Origin of the sequence: Streptomyces sp. NPDC007189, from assembly GCF_040703635.1 — a bacterium.
Classification (GTDB): Bacteria; Actinomycetota; Actinomycetes; order Streptomycetales; family Streptomycetaceae; genus Streptomyces.
This window is the reverse complement of sequence record NZ_JBEYEY010000006.1, coordinates 178257-190347: the sequence shown is the minus strand read 5'-3', so window position 1 is coordinate 190347 and position 12091 is coordinate 178257. Positions and strand designations below refer to the sequence as shown.

At 70.9% G+C, this 12091-nt stretch carries 11 protein-coding genes; 10 read left to right on the top strand and 1 reads right to left on the bottom strand.

Translation table 11 applies throughout. From position 1 onward, the window contains the following. Positions 1-184: 184 nt before the first annotated feature. Positions 185-616 carry a Rieske 2Fe-2S domain-containing protein gene (locus AB0950_RS15065; RefSeq protein ID WP_366778666.1) on the top strand — a complete coding sequence of 144 codons (432 nt, stop codon included), beginning with the start codon at positions 185-187 and terminating at the stop codon, positions 614-616. Between the two features lie 64 nt (positions 617-680). Here AB0950_RS15065 and AB0950_RS15060 read toward each other — a convergent pair whose 3' ends face one another. Then, positions 681-1628: a hypothetical protein gene (locus AB0950_RS15060; RefSeq protein ID WP_360150445.1), complete on the bottom strand. Its 948-nt coding sequence runs from the start codon at positions 1626-1628 to the stop codon at positions 681-683. 683 nt (positions 1629-2311) lie between these two features. Here AB0950_RS15060 and uvrC point away from each other — a divergent pair. The 9 genes from uvrC (at position 2312) to AB0950_RS15015 (ending at position 12089) form a co-directional block, all read left to right on the top strand. Then, positions 2312-4402, top strand: coding sequence for an excinuclease ABC subunit UvrC (uvrC, locus tag AB0950_RS15055; protein ID WP_366778665.1), 2091 nt, complete (start codon positions 2312-2314; stop codon positions 4400-4402). After that, positions 4399-5418, top strand: coding sequence for an RNase adapter RapZ (rapZ, locus tag AB0950_RS15050; protein ID WP_360150451.1), 1020 nt, complete (start codon positions 4399-4401; stop codon positions 5416-5418). Before uvrC ends, rapZ begins: the two co-directional genes overlap by 4 nt. Beyond that, complete coding sequence (yvcK, locus tag AB0950_RS15045; protein WP_360150454.1) at positions 5415-6512, top strand: uridine diphosphate-N-acetylglucosamine-binding protein YvcK; 1098 nt, start codon at positions 5415-5417, stop codon at positions 6510-6512. The genes rapZ and yvcK overlap by 4 nt, the downstream gene beginning before the upstream one ends. Then, on the top strand, positions 6503-7492 hold the full coding sequence (gene whiA, locus AB0950_RS15040) for a DNA-binding protein WhiA (protein WP_330340728.1): 990 nt from the start codon (positions 6503-6505) through the stop codon (positions 7490-7492). The genes yvcK and whiA overlap by 10 nt, the downstream gene beginning before the upstream one ends. A gap of 568 nt (positions 7493-8060) precedes the next feature. Further along, complete coding sequence (gap, locus tag AB0950_RS15035; protein ID WP_069781521.1) at positions 8061-9068, top strand: type I glyceraldehyde-3-phosphate dehydrogenase; 1008 nt, start codon at positions 8061-8063, stop codon at positions 9066-9068. 134 nt (positions 9069-9202) lie between these two features. Then, entirely contained in the window at positions 9203-10414 is a 1212-nt protein-coding gene (locus AB0950_RS15030) for a phosphoglycerate kinase (protein WP_360150459.1), read from the top strand. A gap of 2 nt (positions 10415-10416) precedes the next feature. Next, positions 10417-11193: a triose-phosphate isomerase gene (tpiA, locus tag AB0950_RS15025; protein ID WP_360150462.1), complete on the top strand. Its 777-nt coding sequence runs from the start codon at positions 10417-10419 to the stop codon at positions 11191-11193. Positions 11194-11301: 108 nt separating this feature from the next. Further along, entirely contained in the window at positions 11302-11538 is a 237-nt protein-coding gene (secG, locus tag AB0950_RS15020; RefSeq protein ID WP_360150465.1) for a preprotein translocase subunit SecG, read from the top strand. Between the two features lie 215 nt (positions 11539-11753). After that, positions 11754-12089 (top strand): RNA polymerase-binding protein RbpA, encoded by a 336-nt coding sequence (locus AB0950_RS15015; protein WP_003957010.1) that lies wholly within the window; start codon positions 11754-11756, stop codon positions 12087-12089. Positions 12090-12091: the final 2 nt, after the last annotated feature.

Below are 12091 nucleotides of genomic sequence, written 5' to 3'. Positions count from 1 at the left end.
TATCCCATCGACCGGCCTGACGTAAACGCTTGCGTAAGCGTTTACGTCACCGCCTCTGGTCGGCCCGGTGGTCCTGCGCTGAGTATCGGCCCCGCTCCCCGCCGACCGACCTGCCCCGCCCCAGGACCGGCCCTTCTGCCCGGGTATCGTCGCCATGCACACCCCTTGAGCAGTGGAGTCCCAGATGCCCGCCCGATCGTCCGCGAGCCGTCGTACCGTCCTTCGAGGGGCCGCCGTGGCCCCGGTCGCCGGGCTCGGCCTGGCCGCCTGCTCGGCGCCGGGCCGGGACGGCTCGGACCCGGCAGCCACCCCGACGGCGCCGGTCGAGCTCGGAGCCGAGAGCGAGGTCTCGACGGGCGGGGCCAAGCTCTACCGCGACCACAACGTGGTCGTCAGCCGGGACGGGAACGGCACGCTGAAGGCGTACAGCACGATCTGCACGCACGCGGGGTGCCCCATCAGCAAGCTCCAGGGGACCACTCTGATCTGCCCCTGCCACGGCAGCCAGTTCGACGCCGTGACGGGCAAGGTGGTCCAGTCACCGGCCACCGAGCCCCTGGCGGAGCTGCCCGTCAAGACGGCGAACGGCAGGATCATCGCGGGCCCGGGCGCCTGACCGGACAGCCGAACCGGAACGGGCCGCGGCGGTCCAGCTCAACTGTCAGGCGGCGAGGGCGAGTTCACTCCCAGTCCCATGCGATGCCGACGATGCCCGGACGGATCCGCGGCTCGACCACGTGGACGCAGTGGTGGGGGCCGGTGACCGGCAGTTCATGGCGGCCGCTGCGGGGGGCTGCCGGCGAGTGCTGGGCGAAGCGGTGACAGCGGACCGGCAGCGCGGCCCCGTCGAACCGGACCTGGAGGGCGTACTGGCCGCCGGGGAAGCCGAAGCGGTGGAGGTACTCCCGGGCGGGCCCGGCCGTGCCGTCCTCGATGCCGTACCGGAAGAGGAAGGTGTCACCGGCGCGCAGCCGGGTGCCGAAGAGCAGCTCCGCGACCAGCACGCCGGTGTCCTGGTCCCAGCGGATGCGTCCCGTGCGGCAGTTCTCCAGCGCCCGCACTCTGATGTCGGCCGGGCGGCAGCCGGGATCTCCGTGATGCACGGCGACGAAGCGGTCGACGCCGTCGCGGTGGGCCCGCACGATGTGGTGGGCCTCGCGGGCCGCCAGCTCGCGCCGGGCACCGATGCGGACGCATTCGTGGTGCCCAAGGGTGTGCAGCCCGCCGTCGAGCGACCAGCCCAGCTCGGCGCGGAGCCGGTCCAGGGCGTTCGAGGCCTCGGTCAGCAGGCGGTAGGAGCGTCCTGCCGGGCGGCCGGCCGTCGGGCGCTGATCGGTCTCGGTGAGCAGCCGGATCAGTGACTCGTCCGGCAGCTGGAGGATCTCCTCAAGGGCCCGCACGGCCCTGAGCGACTCCGGCCGCTGGGGGCGGCGGGCGCCCTGCTGCCAGTAACTCAGGCTGGTGACACCGACCTTCACCCCGTACCGGGACAGATGGTGCTGGACGCGCTGGAGCGGCAGCCCGCGCGCGGCGATCGCGGCGCGCAGCGCCACATGGAAGGGGCCGCCCCGCAGGGCCGTGTCCAGTTCCGCGGTGGCGAGGTGCGCGTGCTCGGTGGCATGCCGCATACCGGGGCGCCTTTCTATGAGGTGTCGCTACGGCTGGTCAGACCGATGCGCTGGTGCCGGGGCCACCCCTTGGGCGCTGTGGACGCCCGTGCCTGCGCACGCCACGCCGGTACGCGTGGATGCACGGCCCCGAGTTCCCCCGCATTGAAGCGTGTTGACCAGACCCCGACAACACCTGGAACCCGCCAGGCCCTCGACCGGTGGCGGCGCCGCGGCCGGATCCCACAGCCGTCGGCCCGTCGCGCGCCCCGCCCACGCCGCTCGACGGGGAGGCCGGCGTGCCCCGCCCACGGCGCTCGACAGGAAGGACGGCGTGCGACGCCCACGGCGCTTGACAAGGGGGAAGGACGGCGTGCGACGCCGCACGACTCGACGGAAAGACCGGTGCGCGACGCCGCACGGCCCGGTCTCCGGCCGCACCCTGACCATGTCGACAAGGAGACCTGGGCATCTCGGCGGCGATGACACGGCCGGGAGCCAAGATCTCCTCTTCGCCCGCCGCCTGGCAAAGCCTCCACGTCCCTCAGCGGCCCCCTCCCCGGCCGTCCGCCCCGCGATCGGTACCGGAGCTTGGCCTGCCGTCGATGCGCACCGGCGCCGGCCTGTGGACGGACGGGCGTGCGGGTGCGGGCGTTGTCCACAGGCCCGACGCGGTGTCGGTGCTCGCCAGTAGGGTGTGAGACATGGCCGATCCCTCCAGCTACCGCCCCAGGCCGGGTGAGATCCCGGACTCCCCGGGGGTGTACAGGTTCCGCGACGAGCACCGCCGGGTGATCTACGTCGGAAAGGCGAAAAGCCTGCGCCAGCGCCTGGCGAACTACTTCCAGGACCTGGCCAACCTGCACCCCCGGACCCGGACGATGGTGACCACCGCCGCGTCCGTGGAGTGGACCGTGGTGTCCACGGAGGTCGAGGCGCTCCAGCTGGAGTACTCGTGGATCAAGGAGTACGACCCCCGGTTCAACGTCAAGTACCGCGACGACAAGAGCTACCCGTACCTCGCGGTGACGATGAACGAGGAGTTCCCGCGCGTGCAGGTGATGCGCGGTCACAAGAAGAAGGGCGTTCGGTACTTCGGTCCGTACGCGCACGCGTGGGCCATCCGCGACACCGTCGACCTGCTGCTGCGCGTCTTCCCGGTGCGCACCTGCTCGACGGGCGTCTTCAAGAACGCCGCCCGCACCGGCCGGCCCTGCCTGCTCGGCTACATCGACAAGTGCTCCGCCCCGTGCGTCGGCCGGATCGGTCCCGACGACCATAGGGAGCTGTCCGAGGAGTTCTGCGACTTCATGGCCGGCCGCACCGGCACCTACCTCCGCCGTCTGGAGAAGCAGATGATGGAGGCGGCCGAGGAGATGGAGTACGAGCGGGCGGCCCGGCTGCGCGACGACATCGAGGCCCTGAAGAAGGCCATGGAGAAGAACGCCGTCGTGCTCGCCGACGCGACGGACGCCGATCTCATCGCGGTCGCCGAGGACGAGCTGGAGGCGGCGGTGCAGATCTTCCACGTACGCGGCGGCCGGGTGCGCGGCCAGCGCGGCTGGGTGACCGACAAGGTCGAGGAGATCACCACCGGCGCCCTGGTCGAGCACGCCCTGCAGCAGCTCTACGGCGAGGAGACCGGGGACGCCGTCCCCAAGGAGGTCCTCGTCCCGGCACTGCCCGAGCCGGTCGAGCCGGTCCAGGAGTGGCTGACCGGCCGCCGCGGGTCCAATGTCTCGCTGCGCATCCCGCAGCGCGGCGACAAGAAGGCGCTCATGGAGACCGTGCAGCGCAACGCCCAGCAGGCCCTCGCGCTGCACAAGACCAAGCGCGCCTCCGACCTGACCACGCGCTCGCGCGCCCTGGAGGAGATCGCCGAGGCCCTCGACCTGGACAGCGCCCCGCTGCGGATCGAGTGCTACGACATCTCGCATCTCCAGGGGGACGACGTGGTCGCCTCCATGGTCGTCTTCGAGGACGGCCTGCAGCGCAAGAGCGAGTACCGCCGCTTCCAGATCAAGGGCTTCGCGGGCCAGGACGACGTCCGCTCCATGCACGAGGTGATCACCCGCCGCTTCAAGCGGTACCTCGCGGAGAAGGAGCGGACGGGGGAGTGGGCCGACGGCTCCGAGGACGCCCTCGGCGACGGTGACGGCGCGCTGACCGACACGGACGCGGCCGCCAGCACCCTCAAGGACGACGACGGCCGCCCCAGGAAGTTCGCGTACCCGCCGCAGCTGGTCGTGGTCGACGGCGGCCAGCCGCAGGTCGCCGCGGCCCGGCGCGCGCTGGACGAGCTGGGCATCGACGACATCGCCGTCTGCGGCCTCGCCAAGCGCCTGGAGGAGGTCTGGCTGCCCGGTGACGACGACCCGGTGGTGCTGCCCCGCACCAGCGAGGGCCTGTATCTGCTCCAGCGCGTACGGGACGAGGCCCACCGGTTCGCGATCACGTATCAGCGCACCAAACGCGCCAAGCGCTTCCGGGCCGGCCCCCTGGACGAGGTCCCCGGCCTCGGCGATACCCGCAAACAGGCGCTCATCAAGCATTTCGGCTCGGTGAAGAAGCTGCGGTCCGCCACAATCGAGCAGATCCAGGAAGTGCCGGGCATAGGGCGGAAGACGGCCGAGACCGTCGCCGCGGCCCTCGCCCAGGCGGCTCCGGCCGCACCCGCCGTCAACACGGCGACTGGAGAGATCATTGAAGACGAGGAACCCGATACGACGGCGGGTGCCTCGCGGGAGCCCGTAACCGCGGGCCTCCCGGACGAACGACGGGGGCAGGAGACATGACCGAGCACGACGCACAGCCCACAGCGGACCGAGATCCCGCTCACAGGGAAGCAGGGCAGGATCAGCCACGAACCGCGGCCGGTCAGCAGCCCGCGGTCCAGGACGACGGAGCACAGGTGAGCACGGACGGTACACCGGCTTCAGGCCCGGAGACGGCCATCCCCGAGCTGGTGATCATCTCCGGCATGTCCGGAGCGGGACGGTCGACGGCGGCGAAGTGTCTGGAGGACCTCGGCTGGTTCGTCGTGGACAACCTCCCGCCCGCCCTCATCCCCACCATGGTGGAGCTGGGCGCCCGCTCGCAGGGCAACGTGGCGCGGATCGCGGTCGTCGTCGACGTACGCGGCCGGCGCTTCTTCGACAATCTGCGCGAATCCCTCGCCGACCTCGACACCCGCGGCGTGACCCGCAGGATCGTCTTCCTGGAGTCCTCCGACGAGGCGCTGGTGCGCCGCTTCGAGTCGGTGCGCCGCCCGCACCCGCTGCAGGGCGACGGCCGTATCGTCGACGGCATCGCCGCCGAGCGCGAGCTGCTGCGCGAGCTGCGCGGCGACGCCGACCTGGTGATCGACACCTCCAGCCTCAACGTGCACGAGCTGCGCGCCAAGATGGACGCCCAGTTCGCCGGCGAGGAGGAGCCCGAGCTGCGGGCCACCGTGATGTCCTTCGGCTTCAAGTACGGTCTGCCGGTCGACGCCGACCTGGTGGCGGACATGCGGTTCCTGCCCAACCCGCACTGGGTCCCGGAGCTGCGCCCGTTCACCGGCCTCAACGAGGAGGTCGCCGCCTACGTCTTCAACCAGCCCGGCGCGAAGGACTTCCTCGACCGGTACGCCGAGCTGCTGCGGCTCATCGCGGCCGGCTACCGGCGCGAGGGCAAGCGGTACGTGACCATCGCCATCGGCTGTACGGGCGGCAAGCACCGCTCGGTCGCGATGTCGGAGAAGCTCGCCGCGCGGCTCGCGGCCGAGGGCGTGGAGACGGTGGTCGTGCACCGGGACATGGGACGGGAATGACGGAACGTACACGGCGGCTGGGCAGGCTGCGCCGGATGGTGCCCGAGGGCCGTTCGAGCCGTGCCGCGGCCGACGCCCGGGCGGCGGCCCGGCCCGCCGAGGCCCGCGGTGGGCGGCCCCGCCGCCGGGGCGCCCAGCCCAAGGTGGTCGCGCTCGGCGGCGGCATGGGCCTGTCCGCCTCGCTCGCCGCGCTGCGCCGGATCACCGGCGACCTCACGGCCGTGGTCACCGTGGCCGACGACGGCGGCTCCAGCGGCCGGCTGCGCGACGAGCTGGGCGTGCTGCCGCCCGGCGACCTGCGCAAGGCGCTGGCCGCGCTGTGCGGCGACGACGAGTGGGGGCAGACCTGGGCCCGGGTCATCCAGCACCGCTTCCAGTCCAAGGGCGATCTGCACGAGCACGCGGTCGGCAATCTGCTGATCGTCGCCCTGTGGGAGCAGCTCGGCGACCACGTGCAGGCTCTGGACCTCGTGGGCAAGCTGCTCGGCGCGCACGGGCGGGTGCTGCCCATGTCCGCCGTGCCGCTGGAGCTGCAGGCCCTGGTCAAGGGGCACGACCCGGACCGTCCGGACGACGTGGACACGGTGCGCGGGCAGGCGAACGTCGCCCTCACCCCGGGCGAGGTCCAGTCGGTGCACCTGGTGCCGAACGACCCGCCGGCCGTGCCCGAGGCCGTGGCGGCGGTGCTGGACGCGGACTGGGTGGTGCTCGGCCCCGGTTCCTGGTTCTCCTCGGTGATCCCGCACCTGCTCGTCCCCGAGCTGCTGGACGCCCTCACCGGGACCAAGGCACGCAAGGTGCTGTCCCTGAACCTCGCCCCGCAGCCGGGAGAAACCGAGGGCTTCTCCCCGCAGCGTCATTTGGAGGTTTTGGGGCGACACGCCCCTAAACTCGCCCTGGACGTGGTGCTGGCCGACGAGGCCGCCGTGCCCGACCGCGACTCGCTCACCGAGGCCGCCAAGCGGCTGGGAGCCGCGATCGAGCTGGCGCCGGTGGCCCGGACCGACGGAAGCCCCCGGCATGATCCGGAGCTGTTGGCCGCCGCGTACGACCGTATTTTTCGGATGCATGGAAGGATCGGCCCATGGCGATGACGGCAGCGGTGAAGGACGAGATCTCCCGGCTCCCCGTCACCCGGACCTGCTGCAGGAAGGCGGAGGTCTCCGCCATTCTGCGGTTCGCCGGCGGCCTCCACCTGGTGAGCGGGCGCATCGTGATCGAGGCGGAGCTGGACACCGCGATGGCGGCCCGCCGCCTCAAGCGGGACATCCTGGAGATCTTCGGCCACGGCTCCGAGCTGATCGTGATGGCGCCCGGCGGGCTGCGCCGCGGCTCGCGGTACGTCGTCCGGGTCGTCGCCGGCGGGGACCAGCTGGCCCGCCAGACGGGGCTCGTGGACGGCCGGGGCCGGCCCATCCGGGGCCTGCCCCCGCAGGTGGTCTCGGGAGCCACGTGCGACGCGGAGGCGGCCTGGCGCGGGGCCTTCCTGGCGCACGGTTCGCTGACCGAGCCCGGCCGGTCCTCCTCCCTGGAAGTGACCTGCCCGGGGCCCGAGGCCGCGCTGGCGCTGGTCGGCGCCGCCCGCCGGCTGTCCATCGCCGCGAAGGCGCGCGAGGTGCGGGGCGTGGACCGGGTGGTCGTCCGCGACGGCGACGCGATCGGCGCGCTGCTGACCCGGCTGGGCGCGCACGAGTCCGTGCTGGCCTGGGAGGAGCGCCGGATGCGCCGCGAGGTGCGGGCCACGGCCAACCGGCTCGCCAACTTCGACGACGCCAACCTGCGCCGCTCGGCCCGGGCCGCCGTGGCCGCCGGAGCCCGGGTGCAGCGGGCGCTGGAGATCCTGGGCGACGAGGTCCCCGAGCACCTCGCCGCGGCCGGACGCCTGCGCATGGAGCACAAGCAGGCCTCCCTGGAGGAGCTGGGCGCGCTTGCCGACCCGCCGCTGACCAAGGACGCGGTCGCGGGCCGTATCCGCCGGCTGCTGGCCATGGCCGACAAGCGCGCCGCCGACCTGGGCATCCCCGGCACGGAGGCCAACCTCACCGAGGAACTGGCGGACAACCTGGCGGGCTGACCGCCCGCACGCCAACAGGCCGGTGCCGAGGCCCAGTCGGGCCAGGCACCGGCCTTCGTGCACCTGATGTCCCGTCATGGGTGCGGGCGACGGCGTCTGCTCAGTGGCACCGCTGTCCCCAATGGCATCACTGGCACCACCGACCTCAGCGCCCGTACAGGTGTCGTCGGCGGCCGATCGGGCACCTCTGCCGAGGAAGGCGTTCCACGCGTTCGGGGAGGTGAGGGCCGCCACGTTGACAGATCAGGCTCGCCCTGTTCCGACAGGTGAGCGCAGGCCCTCTCAACGGTGCGCGGAAAAGGGCGTTGATCAAGTGAGCCGACCCGCTCACGAACGAGTGAACAGACCGTCAAAACCGCCCGGCATTCCGTAACAAATACGAGTGAAACCACCGTCGATCCGGGACGGTCCGTACCCCTACTGACGGGTACGGAACGCCTGCCCGTGTATGGGCCATCTCGATGTCACCCCGGGGCCATCGGAGAGGTAGGGTCGGTGGTGGTCGGGGACATCCCAAACAGAGCTCGCCGGCACCGCATGGCCGGCGTACCAACGAGGAGATCGGTTCGTGACGATCCGCGTAGGCATCAACGGCTTCGGCCGCATCGGGCGTAACTACTTCCGCGCCCTGCTGGAGCAGGGGGCGGACATCGAGGTTGTGGCTGTCAACGACCTGGGTGACACCGCGACCACCGCTCACCTGCTCAAGTACGACACGATCCTGGGTCGCCTCAAGCAGGAGGTCTCCCACACCGCCGACACCATCACCGTGGACGGCCACACCATCAAGGTGCTCTCCGAGCGCAACCCGGCCGACATCCCCTGGGGCGAGCTGGGCGTCGACATCGTCATCGAGTCGACCGGCATCTTCACCAAGAAGGAAGACGCCGCGAAGCACATCGCCGGCGGCGCCAAGAAGGTCCTCATCTCGGCTCCGGCCAAGGACGAGGACATCACCATCGTGATGGGCGTCAACCAGGACAAGTACGACCCGGCGAACCACCACGTCATCTCCAACGCCTCCTGCACCACCAACTGCGTGGCGCCGATGGCGAAGGTCCTCGACGAGAACTTCGGCATCGTCAAGGGCCTGATGACGACGGTGCACGCGTACACGAACGACCAGCGCATCCTGGACTTCCCGCACAAGGACCTGCGCCGCGCCCGTGCCGCCGCCGAGAACATCATCCCGACCACCACGGGCGCCGCCAAGGCCACCGCCCTGGTGCTGCCGCAGCTCAAGGGCAAGCTGGACGGCATCGCCATGCGCGTCCCGGTCCCGACCGGCTCGGTCACCGACCTGGTCGTCGAGCTCGGCCGCGAGGTCACCAAGGAAGAGGTCAACGCCGCCTTCCAGAAGGCCGCCGAGGGCGAGCTGAAGGGCCTCCTCGACTACACGGAGGACCCGATCGTCTCCTCCGACATCGTCAACGCCCCGGCGTCCTGCACCTTCGACTCCTCCCTGACCATGGTCCAGGAGGGCAAGAACGTGAAGGTCATCGGCTGGTACGACAACGAGTGGGGCTACTCCAACCGCCTCGTGGACCTCACGGTCTTCGTCGGCAACCAGCTCTGATCGCCGAAGCGGGACCTTGAAGTGAGAGCAGGGCTCGGGCAGCGCAGCGCCGCGCTGTCCGGGCCCTGTCTCGCGCCCGGACCACGTCCTCTTACGATCAGGTGCACCACGAGCCCTCCTTTGGAGTCCACTCAATGAAGACGATCGACGAACTTCTCGCCGACGGCGTGAGCGGCAAGCGGGTATTCGTCCGCGCCGACCTCAACGTGCCGCTGGCCGACGGGACGATCACCGACGACGGCCGCATCCGCGCCGTCCTGCCCACCGTCAAGGCCCTCGCGGACGCGGGCGCCAAGGTGGTCGTCGCCTCGCACCTGGGCCGCCCCAAGGGCGCCCCGGACCCCGCCTTCTCCCTCGCTCCGGCCGCCTCCCGCCTGGGTGAACTCCTCGGCTCCGCCGTGGCCTTCGCGACCGACACCGTCGGCCGGTCCGCCCAGGACACGGTCGCGGGGCTCGTCGACGGCCACGTCGCCGTCCTGGAGAACCTGCGCTTCAACCCCGGCGAGACCGCCAAGGACGACGCCGAGCGCGCCGGGTTCGCCGAGCAGCTCGCCGCCCTCGCCGACGTCTACGTCGGCGACGGATTCGGCGCCGTGCACCGCAAGCACGCCTCCGTCTACGACCTGCCGAAGAAGCTGCCGCACTACGCCGGCCACCTCATCGCCACCGAGGTCGGCGTCCTGAAGAAGCTCACGGAGGACGTCCGGCGCCCGTACGTCGTCGCGCTCGGCGGCGCCAAGGTCTCCGACAAGCTCGCCGTCATCGACCAGCTGCTCGGCAAGGCCGACCGGCTGCTCATCGGCGGCGGCATGGCCTACACCTTCCTCAAGGCCAAGGGCTACGAGGTCGGCATCTCCCTCCTGCAGGAGGACCAGGTGCCCGCCGTCAAGGAGTACATGGAGCGCGCCGAGAAGCAGGGCGTGGAACTGGTGCTCCCGGCCGACGTCGTGGTCTCCCGGACCTTCCCGGACCTGAAGACCAAGGCGCCGACCGAGCACACCACCGTCGACGCGGACAAGATCCCCGCCGACCAGGAGGGCCTGGACATCGGCCCGAAGACCCGGGAGCTGTACGCCTCGAAGCTCGCCGACGCCGAGACCGTCTTCTGGAACGGTCCCATGGGCGTCTTCGAGCACCCCGACTACGCCGAGGGCACCAAGGCGGTCGCCCAGGCCCTCGTCGACGCGAAGGGCTTCAGCGTCGTCGGCGGCGGTGACTCCGCCGCCGCCGTGCGTACGCTCGGCTTCGACGAGAACGCATTCGGCCACATCTCGACCGGTGGCGGCGCATCCCTCGAATACCTCGAGGGCAAGACGCTCCCCGGCCTCGCCGCACTGGAGGACTGACCTTGAGCACCCGCACGCCGCTGATGGCGGGCAACTGGAAGATGAACCTCAACCACCTCGAGGCCATCGCGCACGTCCAGAAGCTCGCCTTCGCCCTGGCCGACAAGGACTACGAGGCCGTCGAGGTCGCCGTCCTGCCGCCCTTCACCGACCTGCGCTCCGTGCAGACCCTGGTCGACGGCGACAAGCTCAAGATCAAGTACGGCGCCCAGGACATCTCGCAGCACGACTCCGGCGCCTACACCGGCGAGATCTCCGGCCCGATGCTGGCCAAGCTCAAGTGCACCTACGTGGTCATCGGCCACTCCGAGCGCCGCCAGTACCACGCCGAGACCGACGAGCTGGTGAACGCCAAGGTCAAGGCCGCCTACAAGCACGGCCTGACCCCGATCCTGTGCGTCGGCGAGGAGCTGGACGTCCGCGAGGCGGGCAACCACGTCGCCCACACCCTCGCCCAGGTCGAGGGCGGTCTGAAGGACCTCCCGGCCGAGCAGGCCGAGACGATCGTGATCGCCTACGAGCCCGTGTGGGCCATCGGCACCGGCAAGGTCTGCGGCGCCGAGGACGCGCAGGAGGTCTGCGCCGCCATCCGCGCCAAGATCGCCGAGCTGTACACGCAGGACGTGGCAGACAAGGTCCGCATCCAGTACGGCGGCTCCGTGAAGTCGGGCAACGTCGCCGAGATCATGGCGCAGGCCGACATCGACGGCGCCCTGGTCGGCGGCGCCTCGCTGGACGCCGACGAGTTCGTCAAGATCGTGCGGTTCCGCGATCAGTGACGCGAGCTGTGAGTAGGCGGTAGCGGCAATACGTCGTACTCTTGCGGGGGCACAGCCGGGACGCTGTGCCCCCGTCGTCCATCCGAATCCGAGGAAGTTGGTCCAGCCGTGGTTGTGGGGTTCTCGATCGCCCTGATCATCTTCAGCCTGCTGCTGATGCTGCTGGTGCTGATGCACAAGGGGAAGGGCGGCGGCCTCTCCGACATGTTCGGCGGTGGCATGGCGTCGTCCGTCGGCGGCTCGTCGGTCGCCGAGCGCAACCTCGACCGGATCACCATCGTGATCGGTGTGCTGTGGTTCGCGTGCATCATCGTCCTCGGCATCCTGATGAAGACGACCAGCTGACACCATCGCAGCACACACATCACGCATATTCGGCACGTAAGGCCCCATGTTCGGTACGCGCTCCAGGGCGCGGCCTATCATGGGGCTTGCGTCTGGGTGTGGGGCTGGTAACTCCCAACACTGGACGCGCGTTGGGCCTTACGTAGACTGAGGCGCTCGCAGCGAAGCGAAACGCCGACTCGCTTCGCGGCACCATCACGCAGGGAGTTACGACCGTGGCAAGTGGCAACGCGATCCGAGGAAGCCGGGTCGGGGCGGGGCCGATGGGCGAGGCCGAGCGCGGCGAGTCCGCGCCGCGTCTGCGCATCTCCTTCTGGTGCTCCAACGGGCATGAGACGCAGCCGAGCTTCGCCAGCGACGCGCAGGTCCCCGACACCTGGGACTGCCCCCGCTGCGGCTTCCCGGCCGGTCAGGACCGGGACAACCCGCCGGACCCCCCGCGCACCGAGCCGTACAAGACGCACCTCGCGTACGTACGGGAGCGGCGCAGCGACGCGGACGGCGAGGCGATCCTCGCCGAGGCGCTCGCCAAACTGCGGGGCGAGATCTAGAA

Bases quoted from the DNA above. Each gene is read 5' to 3' on its own strand.
- AB0950_RS15065 (WP_366778666.1), top strand. From the start codon at position 185: ATGCCCGCCCGATCGTCCGCGAGCCGTCGTACCGTCCTTCGAGGGGCC.
- AB0950_RS15060 (WP_360150445.1), bottom strand. From the start codon at position 1,628: ATGCGGCATGCCACCGAGCACGCGCACCTCGCCACCGCGGAACTGGAC.
- uvrC (WP_366778665.1), top strand. From the start codon at position 2,312: ATGGCCGATCCCTCCAGCTACCGCCCCAGGCCGGGTGAGATCCCGGAC.
- rapZ (WP_360150451.1), top strand. From the start codon at position 4,399: ATGACCGAGCACGACGCACAGCCCACAGCGGACCGAGATCCCGCTCAC.
- yvcK (WP_360150454.1), top strand. From the start codon at position 5,415: ATGACGGAACGTACACGGCGGCTGGGCAGGCTGCGCCGGATGGTGCCC.
- whiA (WP_330340728.1), top strand. From the start codon at position 6,503: ATGGCGATGACGGCAGCGGTGAAGGACGAGATCTCCCGGCTCCCCGTC.
- AB0950_RS15030 (WP_360150459.1), top strand. From the start codon at position 9,203: ATGAAGACGATCGACGAACTTCTCGCCGACGGCGTGAGCGGCAAGCGG.